This window comes from Bradyrhizobium sp. B124, from assembly GCF_038967635.1.
In the GTDB taxonomy this organism is placed as follows: domain Bacteria; phylum Pseudomonadota; class Alphaproteobacteria; order Rhizobiales; family Xanthobacteraceae; genus Bradyrhizobium.
This window is the reverse complement of sequence record NZ_CP152413.1, coordinates 1,922,551-1,938,514: the sequence shown is the minus strand read 5'-3', so window position 1 is coordinate 1,938,514 and position 15,964 is coordinate 1,922,551. Positions and strand designations below refer to the sequence as shown.

15 protein-coding genes are annotated in these 15,964 nt (G+C 63.5%); 7 read left to right on the top strand and 8 right to left on the bottom strand.

The features are described from left to right. Positions 1 to 41: 41 nt before the first annotated feature. Both AAFG13_RS09280 and AAFG13_RS09275 read left to right on the top strand, forming a co-directional pair. Positions 42 to 824 carry an alpha/beta hydrolase gene (locus AAFG13_RS09280; protein WP_342711824.1) on the top strand — a complete coding sequence of 261 codons (783 nt, stop codon included), beginning with the start codon at positions 42 to 44 and terminating at the stop codon, positions 822 to 824. A 582-nt stretch (positions 825 to 1,406) separates the two neighbouring features. Next, entirely contained in the window at positions 1,407 to 1,556 is a 150-nt protein-coding gene (locus tag AAFG13_RS09275) for a hypothetical protein (RefSeq protein WP_171947620.1), read from the top strand. Positions 1,557 to 1,680: 124 nt separating this feature from the next. On the opposite strand, the gene AAFG13_RS09270 is transcribed toward AAFG13_RS09275, so the two are convergent. The 7 genes from AAFG13_RS09270 to AAFG13_RS09240 form a co-directional block, all read right to left on the bottom strand. Further along, a complete protein-coding gene (locus tag AAFG13_RS09270) occupies positions 1,681 to 1,959 on the bottom strand; it encodes a hypothetical protein (protein WP_342711823.1) in 279 nt (92 codons plus the stop codon). Between the two features lie 97 nt (positions 1,960 to 2,056). Next, positions 2,057 to 3,472 carry a pyruvate kinase gene (pyk, locus tag AAFG13_RS09265; protein ID WP_342711822.1) on the bottom strand — a complete coding sequence of 472 codons (1,416 nt, stop codon included), beginning with the start codon at positions 3,470 to 3,472 and terminating at the stop codon, positions 2,057 to 2,059. Positions 3,473 to 3,475: 3 nt separating this feature from the next. After that, positions 3,476 to 4,771, bottom strand: a complete 1,296-nt coding sequence (locus AAFG13_RS09260) for a glycerate kinase (RefSeq protein WP_342713573.1) — start codon at positions 4,769 to 4,771, stop codon at positions 3,476 to 3,478. After that, positions 4,761 to 6,080, bottom strand: a complete 1,320-nt coding sequence (gene oxlT, locus AAFG13_RS09255) for an oxalate/formate MFS antiporter (protein ID WP_342711821.1) — start codon at positions 6,078 to 6,080, stop codon at positions 4,761 to 4,763. The genes AAFG13_RS09260 and oxlT overlap by 11 nt, the downstream gene beginning before the upstream one ends. Before the next feature lie 63 nt (positions 6,081 to 6,143). Beyond that, the gene (locus AAFG13_RS09250) at positions 6,144 to 6,926 is read right to left on the bottom strand and encodes a fumarylacetoacetate hydrolase family protein (RefSeq protein WP_342711820.1); all 783 of its coding nucleotides are present in this window, start codon (positions 6,924 to 6,926) and stop codon (positions 6,144 to 6,146) included. 5 nt (positions 6,927 to 6,931) lie between these two features. Then, a complete protein-coding gene (locus tag AAFG13_RS09245) occupies positions 6,932 to 7,948 on the bottom strand; it encodes a 2-dehydropantoate 2-reductase (protein ID WP_342711819.1) in 1,017 nt (338 codons plus the stop codon). Between the two features lie 85 nt (positions 7,949 to 8,033). Further along, positions 8,034 to 8,447 carry a CBS domain-containing protein gene (locus tag AAFG13_RS09240; RefSeq protein ID WP_342711818.1) on the bottom strand — a complete coding sequence of 138 codons (414 nt, stop codon included), beginning with the start codon at positions 8,445 to 8,447 and terminating at the stop codon, positions 8,034 to 8,036. Between the two features lie 238 nt (positions 8,448 to 8,685). Here AAFG13_RS09240 and AAFG13_RS09235 point away from each other — a divergent pair, with 238 nt between their 5' ends. The 5 genes from AAFG13_RS09235 to AAFG13_RS09215 all read left to right on the top strand — a co-directional run bounded on the left by AAFG13_RS09235 (position 8,686) and on the right by AAFG13_RS09215 (position 15,066). Further along, the gene (locus AAFG13_RS09235; RefSeq protein ID WP_342711817.1) at positions 8,686 to 9,528 is read left to right on the top strand and encodes an IclR family transcriptional regulator C-terminal domain-containing protein; all 843 of its coding nucleotides are present in this window, start codon (positions 8,686 to 8,688) and stop codon (positions 9,526 to 9,528) included. Positions 9,529 to 9,719: 191 nt separating this feature from the next. Beyond that, entirely contained in the window at positions 9,720 to 11,507 is a 1,788-nt protein-coding gene (gene gcl, locus AAFG13_RS09230) for a glyoxylate carboligase (RefSeq protein WP_342711816.1), read from the top strand. A 38-nt stretch (positions 11,508 to 11,545) separates the two neighbouring features. Then, complete coding sequence (gene hyi, locus AAFG13_RS09225) at positions 11,546 to 12,331, top strand: hydroxypyruvate isomerase (protein ID WP_342711815.1); 786 nt, start codon at positions 11,546 to 11,548, stop codon at positions 12,329 to 12,331. 103 nt (positions 12,332 to 12,434) lie between these two features. Beyond that, a complete protein-coding gene (locus AAFG13_RS09220) occupies positions 12,435 to 13,322 on the top strand; it encodes a 2-hydroxy-3-oxopropionate reductase (protein ID WP_342711814.1) in 888 nt (295 codons plus the stop codon). A 151-nt stretch (positions 13,323 to 13,473) separates the two neighbouring features. Further along, entirely contained in the window at positions 13,474 to 15,066 is a 1,593-nt protein-coding gene (locus AAFG13_RS09215; protein WP_342711813.1) for a gamma-glutamyltransferase family protein, read from the top strand. Positions 15,067 to 15,118: 52 nt separating this feature from the next. On the opposite strand, the gene AAFG13_RS09210 is transcribed toward AAFG13_RS09215, so the two are convergent. Further along, entirely contained in the window at positions 15,119 to 15,856 is a 738-nt protein-coding gene (locus AAFG13_RS09210) for a TetR/AcrR family transcriptional regulator (RefSeq protein WP_342711812.1), read from the bottom strand. Positions 15,857 to 15,964 lie beyond the last annotated feature (108 nt).

Genomic DNA, 15,964 nt, shown 5'->3' with positions numbered 1-15,964 from the left:
CTCAGCCCGAGATCAACCATATCTGAAAGAAACAAAGAAACATGCTTGCGCATTTCGCTACGTCAGACGACGGAACTCGCATTGCCTATGAAAAGACTGGCTCAGGTCCTGTTGTGGTGCTTTTGCACGGTGGGGCTCAGTCTCGCCAAACGTGGCAAGATGCTGGCTACGTGGATAGGTTAAGTTCGGACTTCACCGTCGTGGCTATGGACCTTCGAGGTCACGGTGAAAGCGACAAGCCGACTAGAGTTGAGGCATACGGCATCGACCGCCACTGCCAAGACATCCTGTCCGTTGCCGATCACGTGGGTATCGAACGATTCGCGCTTTGGGGGTACTCTTTCGGAGCAAATGCTGGCCGCTATCTTGCGGCCAAATCGGAGCGCGTAACACGGTTCGTCATGGTCGGTGTGCCGTTTGGTCCCGGCGCTTCCGGCGACTTCCGCCGCACGGTGACCGGCGTTCGGGACCGCTGGATACCGATTCTGCGCGCGCAAGACGAGGGGACACTCGATTTGGAGTCGCTTACTCACCCCGAGCGCGCCTATCTTCAGAGCGCCCGTGCGCAGCACGAAGTTCCGTGGCTTACCGCCATACTCGACTGGGACGAAATCGTTCCGGCGCAACTGCTCTGTCCAACGCTTTGGATCGTGGGCGGGAAAAATCCGGTTGCGCTGGAAAGTGCCCGGAGCATCGAGCCCGCCTTGGCGAACTCCAAGGTGCTGTTATGCACGATCGACGGACTGACACATGAAATGGAAATGAGCGACATCGATAATGTCTTGCCGCGCATCCAAGGTTTCATCAGAAATACCCGCGAGTGAGGGGCGCATGTCGCACAAAAATGCGGGGGCGCACTGATGCCAAATTCGGATGACCTCGTCAGCAACCAGAAGCTTGGGTGCGCGTCCTGTCGCTATTTATCGTCGGCGCCAGCGTGTTGGTGGAAGCACCGTGTTACTGATACAGGCGCGACCACCATTGCTTCATGGATTTCCATCGAGGCGCAAAACGGGTTGACTCCGACTGGGATATCGCAACCGTCATTCTGACAACGGGGAATTCTATAACGATCTCAACGGACCAAAAATACCGGAAATGTCCGAACTGCCTTTGAAAACACGACAGGATTTCCCGCCTTCCAAGCTGAACACGAGGGTTCGATTCCCTTCACCCGCTGCAGTGTTTTCAATCACTTGCGGCACTGCCTCGACTCCATTCGGGCAAAGGGGCCGCGGCTCCTTCGGACAAAATCCGCGCTTTGGTTCGTGCAGCGCAGCGCTTCCTCGTGCCGGTAGGATCACGCCGAGCGCTGGAGGGGGCGCGCTGCAATGGCGTGCGGCATCCGTATTGAACTCGGCCCAAGATAGCGGCGACCAATTGTCGGTAGACTGGAGGATCACGACATGCCCGACTGGATTCTCGCGCCGATCTGTGTGGTCGCACTGGGCGGCTTTATCTGGTTCGCGTTTCGACAGGGTTTCAGGGTCAAGCCCGACGAGAACAACCGCGACCACCCGACTTTGCCCCTTGGGCCGGACGGGTCGTGGCGCTAAGGGCGGCGTCGAGCGACAGGTGCTGCCGGCGCCACACCTGCGTGACCCGTGCTCGTGGTGAGATCGTCATGCGGCCGAGGGTGCCGAGGATGGGTGTCAACGGCGTCCCTTGCGGTCGGCGACCCTACGCCTTTTGGCGCATGCCGATCGTCACGTGAACCTTCCGCCCAGATGTGTAGACGTAATAGCTACCGGGATTTTGCATTTCCTTCCTGGGGCTAGAGCCGACGCCGTCCGCATGCATTTTAAGCGGGCGGTGTTGTGCTGAGGTGAACCATCGCCCCGTCGCAGCATCCCGCTCCCGCGCGCGGAGGCGGCCCATGAAGCGCATACCCACGAGCGAAGCGATCATCACCATCGCCTTGTTGGTGATATTCGCGCTCGTGATCTGGTTTGGCGCCATGCCCTGAGACTCGGGCGCCCGGCGCAACGAGCCCTAGAAATCCCGACGGGCCGGATGCGCAGGGTGTTTGGGACCGCGATGCTGACGGATGGCGCTGTCAGGGGAGCGAAACGACTCGCAGGTTGTTGGTGCTTCCTGCCTGCCCAAAGGGAATGCCCGCGACAACGACCAGCAGGTCCCGGCTTGATGCAAACTGCTCGGCATGCGCGAGAGCCGTCGCGCGCTCGACCATCTCCTCATAGCTCCCGACATCGTCGGAAAGAACGCTGTGCGCGCCCCAGAGCAGGCACAAGCGGCGCGACACTTCGCGGCTTGGGGTGATGGCGAGGATCGGCAGGCTCGGCCGCTTGCGCGCGACGCGTGCGGCCGTGGTGCCGCTCGAGGTGTAGGCCACGATCGCCGCGGCGTGAATGACGGAGGCGAGATCGGCGGCGGCCGTTGCAACGGCATGCGGCGGCGTCTGCTCTTCGCCGGGCTGGGTCGCCTCGACGATCGAGCGGTACATCTTGTGCTGCTCCGTGCTGCGGATGATGCGATCCATCATCTCTACGGCCTCGCGTGGATAGCGGCCGGTTGCAGATTCCGCCGACAGCATCACTGCGTCCGCGCCGTCATAGATCGCGGTCGCAACGTCGGAGACTTCGGCGCGCGTCGGGGTTGGCGCTGCGACCATGGAGTCCAGCATCTGCGTGGCGACGATCACGGGCTTCACCGCGAGACGGCAAGCCCGCACCAGCTCCTTCTGGCGCCCGGGCACGTCCTCATGTGGAATTTCGACGCCGAGATCACCCCGCGCAACCATGATGGCGTCGCACAACTGGATGGTGTCGTCGATCCGCTCGAGCGCTGCCGGCTTCTCGATCTTGGCCATCAGGCCGGCGCGGTCGCCGACGAGGCCTCTCGCCTCGATGATGTCGGAGGGCTTCTGCACGAAGGACAGGGCGACCCAATCCACGCCCAGGTTCAGGCCGAACTCCAGATCGAGGCGGTCCTTGGTGGTGAGCGGCGAAAGGTCGAGCACCGTCCCCGGCAGATTGACGCCCTTGTGGTTCGAGATCGTGCCGCCGACGATCACGCTGGCTTCGATGAAATCGTCACCGAGCCCGACGACGCGAACCCGGACCCTACCGTCATCGATCAGAAGGTCGTGGCCGGGAGCCACGGCGGCAAAGATTTCCCGATGCGGCAGCGGAATCGAGGTTCGCCCGCCATCCGATCCGGACAGCACGAACCGGATGGTCTCGCCGGCCGCCACGGTAATCCTGCCATCGCGCAAGGTGCCGACGCGGATTTTCGGACCCTGAAGGTCCATCAGAATGCCGATCGGCCGGCTGACTTCCTGTTCCAGCTTTCGGATCGCGGCGTGGATGCTTGCGTGGTCGCTCTGGGTTCCGTGGCTGAAGTTCAGACGGAAGGTATCGACGCCGGCCAGCAGCAGCGCCTTGAGCATCTCGGGGGAACTGCTGGCGGGGCCAACGGTTGCGACGATCTTGGCCCGTCGATGACGACGCATGGGTCACCTCATTGCTGGCTTGCCGGCTGCAATCAGCACAGCGCGGATATCGTTGACATTGGTAAGCGTTGGGCCGGTGCGCACGAGGTCTCCAAGGCGGTCGAAGAACGTGTAGCTGTCATGGGCTGCCAGATAGGCTCGTGCGTCGAGATTACTCGCGGCTGCGCGCCGCAGTGTATCCGGACTGATCAAAGCTCCGGCCGCATCTTCCGTTCCATCAATACCATCGCTGTCTCCGGCAATCGCCCAGATATCGGACGTACCGGACAGGGCGATGACAAGCCCCAGCAGGAATTCGGTGTTGCGGCCGCCGCGCCCTGCCGGCCCGCGTCCGATCGTCACCGTCGTCTCTCCGCCGGACAGCAGCACGGCGGGGGCAGGGCCGGGCTGCGCATGGCTTGCGACCGAGCGGGCGATGCCCGCCATGACGGTTCCGAGTTCGCGGGCCTCGCCTTCGATCGCGTCTCCAAGGATGATCGGGGTCAGGCCTTCACCCCGGGCGGCGCCGGCCGCAGCATCGAGCGCATGGAACGGCGCGGCAAGGATACGGACATCGGCCTCGATCTCGCCGGGTTTTGGGGTCTCGCCGGCTTGCGCAAGGACAAGCCGCGCCGTGTCCGGCAGGTCGATTGCAAACCGGTTCACGATCTCCTGCGCATCGGCTTTTGTGCTGCTGTCCGGCAGCGAGGGACCGGAGCCAATCGCCGTGGGATCGTCACCGGGAATATCTGAGATCACAAGCGTCGTGACGTGGGCGGAGCCGGCGGCGAGCGCCAGCCGTCCGCCCTTGATCGCGGACAGATGTTTGCGGACGACGTTCATCTCGGCAATCGTTGCGCCGCTTGCAAGCAGTGCCCGGTTGACCGCCTGCTTGTCGGCGAGGGTCATTGGGGATGCGGGAAGCGTCATCAGGGCCGAGCCTCCGCCGGACATCAGGGCGATGACGAGATCGTCAGCTGAAAGTCCCTGAACGGCGCTGAGCATGCGAAGGGCGGCGGCCTTGCTCGTCTCATCCGGCACGGGGTGAGATGCCTCGAGCACTTCGATGCGGCCCGCGCGAACTGAATGGCCGTGGCGCGTCACCACGACACCCGACAGGTCGACGTCGGGCCAGGCCGCGTCGAGGCCCGCTGCCATCGCGGCCGAAGCCTTGCCGGCGCCGACGACGACGCATCTGCCCTTCGGCTTGGCCGGCAGAGCGCGTGCGATGGTTAGCCTTGGATCGCAGCTGTCGATGGCAGCATCGAATATCCTCCGCAGCGCCGTCCGAGCCCGCAGGTCCGTCCAATCAGTGTTCAATCGCCGCACTCCGGCCAGGTGCAGGCCCGATTGCGGCCTTTGCTGTCGTCTCACTGCCGAGAATGAACGCGCGCCGCATCGGCTTGATCACCAGCAAGGCGGTGAGGGCTGCGGTGGCATTGAGCGCAACCGCGACGATGAACACGGCCTGCCAGCCGAGCTGCGAGGAGATGATGCTCGCGAGCGGCACGAGCAGTGCCGCCGTGCCCTTCGCCGTGTAGAGCATGCCGTTGTTGGTGGTTGCGTATTTGGCGCCGAACGTGTCGCCCGACGTCGCCGGAAACAGGCTGTAGATTTCGCCGAAGACGCCGAAATAGATCGCCGTGGCCAGCACGAAGACAACCGGAATGTGGCCGTAGGTGGACAGCGTCAGCAACATCAGCGCCGCAGTCGCGAACGCGATGAACATCGTGTGCTCCCGGCCGATCGTGTCGGAGACCCAGCCGAAGAACGGACGGCCGAAACCGTCGAACACACGATCGAGCGAGATGGCAAAGGTCAGCGCCGCCATCTGGAAGCCCGCCAGGGTGACCGGCGTATCCGCGATCTTGAAGTCGTGGGCGATCGGCCCGATTTGCGCAGCGGTCATCAACCCGCCGGAAGCCACCATGACGAACACGAGGTACATGACCCAGAAGATCGGCGTGCGCAGGACCTGGGGCGGCGTGTAGTCGATTGCGCTCTGCGGCAGATTGAGCTGCTTTTTCCTGGGAGCCTCGACGCCATGCGGCGGGCGGACGAACCAGGCCAGCAGGAGAACGATGAGGCCTTGCCCGATGCCGAACGTCAGGAAGGTGCTTTGGTAACCGCTGGCGGCAATCATGTTGGCGATCGGCACGACGGTGACGGCTGCGCCGGCGCCGAATCCCGCGGCAGTCGCGCCTGCGGCGAGGCCGCGCCGGTCCGGAAACCATTTCAGCGCGTTGCCCACGCACGTGCCGTAGACGGCACCGGCACCGATGCCCGCGACAATAGCCGCCGCATAGAGCATGACGAGCGAAGAGGCGTATGAGTTCAGCACCCAGGCCAATCCGATCATCAGCCCGCCGAACGTGATGACGATGCGCGGGCCGTATTTGTCGACGAACCAGGCTTCGACCGGCACCAGCCATGTCTCCGTCATCACGAAGATCGTGAAGGCGAGCTGGATGGCCGGACGACCCCAGTGATATTTCGCGTCAATCGGATCGACGAACAGCGTCCAACCGTATTGCAGGTTGGCGATCATCGCCATGCAGACGATGCCGATCGCGAGCTGGAACCAGCGGAAGCCGCCGGGCGACGATACCGGTTTCGTGCTGGAGATCATGTGCGCTCCCAAGAGAGGTTGGTCGGTTGGTCCGACTGCGTCGGGCTGTCGTCCTGACGCTGCCTACTGACGAAATTCGTTGGTCAACTCGCCGATTCCGTCGATCGCGACGGTGACCGTATTGACCGGCTCCTTCATCACTCCGACGCCGATCGATGTCCCGCAGCAGATCAGATCGCCCGGCAACAGCGTCATGTCGTGTGAGATCTTGCTGACCAGCGCCTGCGCGCTGAAGATCATGTCGGCGATCGGGTAGTTCTGGCGCTCCACCCCGTTGAGGATGGTGCGCACCACAAGGCGTGCGGGGTCGAGGCCCGAGGCAATCACGGGACCGAAGGGGCCATATCCGTCAAAACCCTTGGCCCGCGCCCATTGCGGGAAGGTCGGATCGCGATTGAGGATGTCGGCGGCGGTGACGTCGTTGGTGCAGGTATAGCCAAAGATGAAGCCGTCGGCCTGTTCGGCTGTGACGGCCGTGCAGCTCTTGCCGATGACAATGCCGAGCTCGCCTTCGTAGGTCGTCTTGCCATCGTAACCCGAGGGGCGCGTGATGACGGCGCCAGGCGCGGTCACGCTGGTTTGCGCTTTCAACAGGTACAGCGGTTCGGCCGGCTCAGGTGATTTCAGCTTCGCCGCCAGTGCGTGAAAATTGTTCCAGAGCGCGATGATCTTGCTCGGCTCGGTTGGAGCGAGCAGCTCGACATCGTCAAGCGCCAGCGTCTGTCCGGTCGGTCGCGTGTCGCCGAACATCTCTCCCGCATGCACGGAGATGCCGGACGAAGTGAGTTGCCCGAAGCCGATTTCGGCATGGTGGCGGAAGCGGACCCAGCGCGTCACATTGGCCATCGCGATCACGCCACCGCAAGCGATTGGGCTTCGACGCCGGCCGCCCCGTCATAGAGGCCTGCCAGTCTGGTGCGCTGCGCGACCAGCGCCAGCACCGCGTCGAGGGCAGGCGTCGCAATCCCTGTCATCCGGCCCATCTCCTGCACCACGGTGATCAGCGGATCGATCTCGACGGGACGTCCACGCTCGAGATCCTGCAGCATCGAGGTCTTGTGCGCGCCGACCTTGCGTGCGCCCTCGATGCGGCGTTCGACATCGACCCGAAACTTGACGCCGAGGCTTTCCGCGATCGCCTGGGCCTCCAGCATGATCGCCCTCGACAGCGCGCGCGTGCCGGGATTGGTGCAGATCACATCGAGGGTCGCGTGGGTGAGGGCGCTGATCGGGTTGAAGCAGACATTGCCCCACAGCTTGAGCCAGATCTCGTCGCGGATGCGGTCGAGGACCGGCGCCTTCATGCCCGCTGCCGCGAACAAGGCGGCAAGCCGCTCGACATCAGGTGTGATCTCACCGGAGGGTTCGCCGAGCGGAAAGCTGTTGCCGTAGACGTGGCGGATCACGCCGGGCGCCTCGATTTCGGTGGCGGGATAGACCACGCAGCCGATGGCGCGCGCGGGGTCGAGCTCGTTCCACTGCCGTCCGCCGGGATCGATGCTCTCGAGCGCCGATCCCTCGTGCCGTCCGCCATGCTTGTAGAAATACCAATAGGGAATGCCGTTGACGGCGGTGACGATGCGGGTCCGCTCACCGAGCAGCGGCCGCATCGGTTCGATGACGCCGGTGATCGAATGCGCCTTGAGGCAGATGATGACGAAATCCTGCTCGCCGAGTTCGGCCGGGTTGTCGGTACAGCGCGGATGCACCACGCGCGCCTCGTCGCCGATCAGAAGCTTCAGGCCGTTCTGCCGCATCGCGGCGAGATGCGCGCCACGCGCGACCAGGCTGACATCGGCGCCAGCGCGCATAAATTCGACACCGAGATAGCCGCCGATGGCACCGGCGCCGTAGATGCAGACCTTCATGAAATCCTCGCGAGCAGAGTGGGGGCACAGCATGAGCCGCAACGGCTCGAACCGGGTTGCGTGGCAATGGCCTTGGGAGAATCCGTCAGGCCGCGCAGGCGGCTTCCTCCAGGGCAAAGCCGATGTCCCGCATGCTCACGACGCCGACGAGCCGGCCGTTGTCGATGACGGGGATATGGCGGATGTCGTGACGCACCATCAGATGCTCGACATCGGTGAGCGCATCCTGCGAAATGCAGGACACCAGCGGCCGCGGCGAAATGAACTGCGCGACCTTCGCGGCGAGGCCACCCGTGCCGCGCTCGGCGATCACAGCGACGACATCGCGCTCGCTGAACATTCCAACCACGGCGGCGTCGACGCTGCGCGAGCCGTTCCTGACCACGAGTGCGCCGACATTGCTCGCGTACATCAGGTTCGCCGCAATGCTCACGGTTTCGCTTGAGCCGATCGTCACCACGTGCGCACTGTTGGTGCGAAGGATGTCCCCGACATACATGGCATGGTCCTCCCGGTTGCATCATTGGGTCGTTAAGAAGCAATCGTGGTATACATTATCCCAGAAGTCAAACAAAAGAATCACCGTGTTCTGCAGGAAAAATGGCAAAAATGCTGACCTATCCTTCGGTTCTGCTGCCTTGACTCGGGCGTCGTTTGGTATGCCATATGCCAATTGTGACGCTCGTTGTCGGCGAGCAATTTCGTTCTGAACCGCAACCGGTTAGGGGCAGGTCGTGATGAAAAGAGAGCCGATCCGGCGCAAGCCGTCCGATCCCGATTTTCGCGCGCAGCCGGATCAGGACGCGCGAGACGGCGGCGTTCAATCGGTCGATCGCGCGATGCAAATCATGGAAGCGCTTGCAGAGGATGACGAAGGCTATCGGCTGACCGATCTTGCGATCCGCATCGGCTTGCCGCCGTCGACGGCTCACCGGCTGCTGACGACGCTGGAGAACCGCAGGTTCGTGCAGTTCGACCGCGAGGAGTCCAAGTGGCACATCGGCGCGCAAAGCTTCGTGGTCGGCTCGACCTTCATGCGACGGCGCAATTTTTCCGCGCGGGCATTGCCCTATCTGCGCAAGCTGCGCGACCAGACCAGGGAAACCGCCAATCTTGCAGTGGTCGATGATGATTCCATCATCGTCGTATCCCGCATCGAAAGCCGGGAGATCATGCGTTCGCTGACCAAGGTCGGCGGACGCGTGGCATTGATCGCGTCGGGCGTGGGGAAGGCGGTGCTGGCCGCGTATTCCGATGCAGACATCAACGCGATCATCCGCCGTCGCGGCATGCCGCGCCTGACGGAAAAGTCGATCATTCGGCCGGGCGAGCTGTTCAGGGAATTGGAGACCGTGCGACGCCAGGGCTATGCGGTGGACGATGAAGAGGCGCGGCTCGGCCTGCGCTGCGTGGCTGCGGTTGTCTTCAACGATTGCAGCGAGCCGTTCGCCGCGGTTTCCGTATCGGGGATGGCGGATCGGCTGACGGACGAGCGCTTGCCGGAGATCGGCGCCATCGTGCATCAGATCGCAGCTGAGCTCTCGGCAGAGCTTCGCGGCAGCAGCCGCACGCAACCGTAGCAGGCGCAAGGCCTGCTGCTGTTCTCGGCTTTGCCGGTTTCCATTGTTTCGCAGGCGCTAATCTCTTGGAGAGATGCAGGAAATCGCAAGCGCTGCCACTGTGCGGAAAATCCAATCGATTGCGTTGAGATCGATGATCGCGGGCCTGATGATCATACTCAGGCCAACTCATAGCGAAGCGGGATCATCAGATGAAAATGCGAGCAGTGGATGCAGCAGTGCGCATTCTCGAGCGCGAGGGGATCACCTGCGCGTTCGGCGTTCCCGGCGCCGCGATCAACCCGCTTTACTCCGCGCTGAAGCGCAACGGCTCGATCCGGCACATTCTGGCGCGCCACGTCGAAGGCGCCTCGCACATGGCGGAAGGCTACACCAGGGCGAAAGCGGGCAATATCGGCGTTTGTATCGGCACGTCGGGCCCGGCCGGAACCGACATGATCACCGGCCTCTATTCGGCGATCGCGGATTCGATTCCGATCCTCTGCATCACCGGTCAGGCGCCGCGCGCGCGGCTCTACAAGGAAGATTTCCAGGCCGTCGACATCGAGGCGATCGCAAAGCCGGTGACGAAATGGGCCGTCACCGTGCGCGAGCCGGCGCTGGTGCCGCGCGTGCTCAGTCAGGCTTTCCACGTCATGCGGTCGGGGCGGCCGGGACCGGTGCTGATCGATCTTCCCGTCGATGTGCAGCTGGCCGAGATCGAGTTCGACGACGAGACCTATTCGCCGTTGTCGGTCTATAAGCCTGCGGCGACACGCAAGCAGATCGAGAAGGCGCTCGAAATGCTCAACGCCGCCGAGCGGCCGCTGATCGTGGCCGGCGGAGGCGTGATCAACGCCGATGCATCCGAGCTCCTCGTCGCCTTCGCCGAAGCCGTCAACGTTCCGGTCGTCCCGACGCTGATGGCATGGGGCGCCATTCCGGACGATCACGCGCTGATGGCCGGCATGGTCGGCTTGCAGACCAGCCATCGCTACGCCAACGCCACGATGCTCGAATCCGATTTCGTGCTCGGCATCGGAAACCGCTGGGCCAACCGGCATACCGGTTCGGTCGAGACCTACACCAAGGGTCGCAAATTCGTCCATGTCGACATCGAGCCGACACAGATCGGACGGGTCTTCAATCCGGACCTCGGCATCGTGTCGGACGCCAAGGCCGCGCTGGAAATGTTCGTGACCATAGCCCGGGAGTGGCGGAAGTCCGGCAAGCTGCGCGATCGGCAGGCCTGGCCTGCGGCCTGTCGCGACCGCAAGCGCTCGATGCTGCGCAAGAGTCACTTCGAGAACATCCCGATCAAGCCGCAGCGCGTCTACGAGGAGATGAACAAGGCGTTCGGCCGCGATACCTGCTACGTGACGGTGATCGGATTGTCGCAGATCGCGGGTGCCCAGTTCCTCAACGTCTATCAGCCGCGCAACTGGATCAACGCCGGGCAGGCCGGTCCGCTCGGCTGGACACTGCCTGCTGCGCTCGGCGTGCGCGCCGCCGATCCCGATCGCGACATTGTCGCGCTGTCGGGCGACTACGACTTCCAGTTCCTGATCGAGGAGCTCGCGGTCGGAGCGCAGTTCAATCTGCCCTACATCCACGTCGTCGTGAACAATTCATATCTCGGGCTGATCCGGCAGGCGCAGCGCGGCTTCGACATGGACTATCACGTCCAGCTCTCGTTCGAGAACATCAACGCACCCGAGATCGGCGCCTACGGCGTCGACCACGTGACCGTCGCGGAGGGGCTCGGCTGCAAGGCGATCCGTGTGACGGATCCGAACGAGGCTCAGGCCGCGTTCGCGACCGCGCGCGAGTTGATGGCCAAGTATCGCGTGCCCGTGGTGGTGGAGTTCATTCTCGAGCGGGTCACCAATATCGCGATGGGAACGGAGATCGACAACATCGTCGAATTCGAGGAGGTGCTCGATCTCCCGCTCGATGATGTGCCGAGCGCACAACGATCCGGCACGCTGTTGCCGGCCTGACGACATCATTAGCGCTGCCCCAAGCGGAGATTCCAACCGTGCCTCAATTTGCCGCCAACCTCACCATGCTCTTCAACGAGCTGCCGTTCCTCGATCGGTTCGCAGCCGCCAAGGCCGCCGGCTTCAACGCAGTCGAGTATCTCTTTCCGTACGAATTCGAAAAGGGCGCCTTGCGGGAGGAATTGGCGCGCTGTGGGCTGACCCAGGTGCTGCACAATCTTCCGGCCGGCAATTGGGCTGCCGGCGAGCGGGGCATCGCGATCCTGCGCAATCGGGTCGATGAGTTTCGCGACGGCGTGGTGCGCGCGATCGACTACGCGAAGGCGCTGGATTGCCGACAGCTGAACTGCCTGGTCGGCATCGCTCCGGCCGGCACGGACGCGGCAGACCTGCGCGAGACCCTGGTGTCCAATCTGCGCTTCGCCGCTGCCGCGCTCGGCCAGCATGGCATCAAGCTCCTGATCGAGCCGATCAACACGCTCGATATTCCCGGCTTCTTCCTGAGCGGGACGGAACAGGCGGTGCAGCTCATTTCCGACGTGGGCTCATCCAATCTGTTCATCCAGTACGACATCTATCACATGCAGATCATGGAAGGTGATCTGGCGCGAACCCTGCAAAAGCATCTCGACCGGATCGCGCATGTCCAGCTCGCCGACAATCCTGGCCGTAACGAGCCGGGGACCGGCGAGATCAACTATCCCTATTTGTTCAAGCATCTCGACAGCATCGGATATCGCGGCTGGATCGGATGCGAATACAAGCCGCGGACGACCACGCTCGAGAGCCTTGCCTGGCACGCCGCGCAGACTTTCGTGACCTAGAGCTTTTGCGTTCCGATCGAATAGTTTTGACGCGTTTTCTCCACGCGAAGCGGTATCCGCTTCGCAGGAAAACATCCAATCCGGCTGACAGGAGCGACGACAAATGAAAGACATAGGATTCATCGGGCTCGGCACCATGGGACGTCCGATGGCGAGCCACCTCCTGGCTGCCGGCTATCGCCTGTTCCTGCACGACGTCGCGCCGCTTCCGCCGGACCTGATTGCAGCCGGCGCCGTCGCTTGCGAGTCCGCGAGGCAAGTGGCGCAGGAAGCGGATGCCGTGATCATCATGGTGCCGGATACGCCGCATGTCGAAGCCGTGCTGTTCGGTCAGGGCGGCGTCGCGGAGGGGGTGTCCAAGGGCATGATCGTGGTCGATATGAGCTCGATTTCGCCGCTGGCGACGAAGGAGTTTGCACGGAAGATCGATGCGCTCGGAGCCGACTACCTCGACGCGCCGGTCTCCGGCGGCGAGGTCGGTGCAAAGGCGGCAAGCCTGACCATCATGGTCGGCGGGCGGGAGCGGGCGTTCAACGCGATGAAGCCGCTGTTCGACGCGATGGGGAAGAATGTCACGCATGTCGGCGGCAATGGCGACGGCCAGACCACCAAGGTTGCGAACCAGATCATCGTGGCGTTGACCATCGAGGCGGTGAGCGAGGCCCTGCTGTTCGCGTCCAAGGCGGGCGCCGATCCCGCGCTGGTGCGCAAGGCGTTGATGGGCGGCTTTGCCTCGTCCCGGATCCTTGAAGTGCACGGCGAGCGCATGCTGAAGCGCAATTTCGATCCGGGCTTTCGCATCGAGTTGCATCAGAAGGATCTCAACCTCGCGCTGGAAGGTGCGCGGGCGCTCGGACTGTCGCTGCCGGGCACCGCAGCAGCCCAGCAGCTGTTCAACGCCTGCACCGCGCTCGGCGGCAAGGCCTGGGATCATTCCGCAATTCTGAGAGCGCTGGAAGTGATGGCGGGTCACGAGGTGGCAGCTGCCTGAGCTTTATGCAATGATCACGGTGCCGAACTGCAATGGCCAGTCCCGGTGACGAGATCGACGGCCCGGCGCCCGTATCTCAAAGAGCGGTCCCTGGCGCCTTGACACGGTAAGTAAAAATATTATTACATACCGTGCTTGGGAGAGACGGCTGATGTTGCAGACAAAACGAAGCTATGGCGGCATGGTGACCGCGCCGCACCACCTGGCGGCGCAGGCTGGACTCGCGGTCCTGTCGGAAGGTGGCAATGCCATTGAGGCGATGATCGCCGCGGCCGCGACGATTGCCGTGGTCTATCCGCATATGAACGGCCTCGGTGGCGACAGCTTCTGGCTGGTCGGCCGCGCCGGTTCGATGCCGGTCGGGATTCAGGCTTGCGGACGCGCCGCGATGGCGGCGGATCGCGGCTGGTATCGCGAGCGTGGCTGCAGCAGCATTCCTGGCCGCGGCCCGCTGGCCGCGCTCACCGTTGCCGGGACCGTCGATGGCTGGCAGAAGGCCTATGAACTCAGCCGCGATCGTCATGACGGCCGGCTGCCGATGGCGCGGCTGCTCGAGCCCGCGATCCGGCATGCCGAGGAGGGCGTGGCCGTCACCAGCACGCTACACGAGAACATCCGCAGGAAGCGGCATGAGCTCGAAGGTGTGCCCGGCTATGCCGAGGTTTATCTGCCGCAAGGCACCCCGCTCGCGCTCGGTGCGCGGCTGCGGCAGCCGCGTGTCGCCGAGACGCTGCGGCGTCTGGCCAAGGCCGGGCTGTCTGATTTCTATCGCGGCGAACTGGCGCGCTCGATGGCGGCCGACCTCGATCGGGTGGGGAGCCCGCTGCGGCTCGCTGATCTGGAGCGGCATCAGGCATCGCTGGTGACGCCGCTGTCGGTCGAGGTGTCCGGACACAAGGTCTTCAACATGCCCCCGCCGACGCAGGGGCTGGCCTCGCTCCTGATCCTGGCGCTTTATGCCCGGCGCATCGCTGGCGAAGCCGATGGCGTCGATCATCTGCACAGGCTCGTCGAATGCACGAAAGCAGCGTTCCGTATTCGCAACGGCCATGTGACCGATCCCGACTACATGAAGCGGCCGGCCGCTGAATTCCTGTCCGAGGAGTCGCTCGCCGCGCTTCACGAAACGGTCTCCGACCGCCGCGCCGCGCCGTGGCCCGATCCGTCCAAGCAGGGCGATACGGTGTGGCTTGCTGCGACCGATCGCAACGGACTCAGCGTCAGCTTCATTCAAAGCGTCTACTGGGAATTTGGTTCGGGCGTCATCCTCCCCGAGAGCGGAGTCACCTGGCAAAATCGCGGAACGAGCTTCAGCCTCAGCGAGACCGATACCAATCGGTTGGATCCGGGACGCCTGCCGTTCCACACGATCCAGCCGGCGATGGCCGAACTCGGCGATGGGCGGCTGATCTCCTTCGGCACGATGGGCGGAGAGGGACAGCCGCAGACCCAGGCCGCTATCTTCTCCCGTTACGCCATGCACGGTCAGGAGCTGCAGTCGGCGATCACGGCGCCGCGCTGGTTGCTCGGTCGCACCTGGGGCGAGGAAAACAACAATCTGAAGATCGAATCCCGCTTCGATTCCGCGATCATCGAACAGCTCCGCGCACTCGGCCATGACATCCAGGTGACCGGTCCGTTCGAGGAGGTCATGGGACACGCCGGCGCGATCGTCTGGCATCCGGACGGCTTGATGGAAGGAGCTAGCGATCCGCGCAGTGACGGCGTCGTTGCGACCCGCTGAGGGCATTCCCGGCGCGCGATCCGCACGATATTGCGTCGTGCGGCTTGCCCCGCTAGCGGGACGGCTTGCTGAGGCGCGTCGTCGCCTTCGATCCTGCTGACTTGTCCTTGCGTCCCCCGGCAGGGGCCGTCAGCCAGGTCAGGATCATGTCCTGCGCATGCTCGCGGCGCAGTTCAAGCCAGTCCGACGCGCCGAGGTCTTTGTCGAACATCGCCGACAATGTGTACCGGTTGGAAACGTGGAAATAGCTCATCGCAGTGATTGAGACATAGAGCTGGATGGGATCGACGTCACCGCGAAACAGGCCCGCTGCCACGCCGCGCCGCAGAATGCTTTCGATGCTTGCAACCAGGGGCAAAGTGAGATCGGCAATCTTGCGCGACTTGCGCATATTGCGCCCGCGCTGAAGGTTCTCGGTGTTGATCAGCGCGATGTAGTTCTGGTGCTGTCCGAAGAAGGTGAATGTGAAATCGATCAACCCGCTCATTGCGGCGATCGGCTCGAGATCATCCAGGTTCAGCCGCTGTTCGGCCGCGCGAATTTCGGTGTAGACGTCCTCGAGGACGGCTATGTAGAGCCCGTTCTTGTCGCCGAAATAGGCATAGAGCAGGCGCATGTTGGCCTTGGCGCGCTGCGCGATGGCCTCGACCCGTGCGCCGCCGAGGCCATTGTGGCAGAACTCGAAGGTCGCGGCGCGCAGGATCGCTTCCTTGGTGAGCGCGGAGTCGCGCGGCCGCTTTCCGCGTGTGGTGCTGCGGGTGGGGCTGGTCGGTGCTGTCGTTTCTGTCACGGCGTCAACCTTGCCTTGGCTCGGGTATTCACGCAGGGCACGTCCGCGTCAGGCCATATCGGGCAGCGGACCGTTTCCCGGCGCAAGCAGCTGGGATTGAGATCGGCA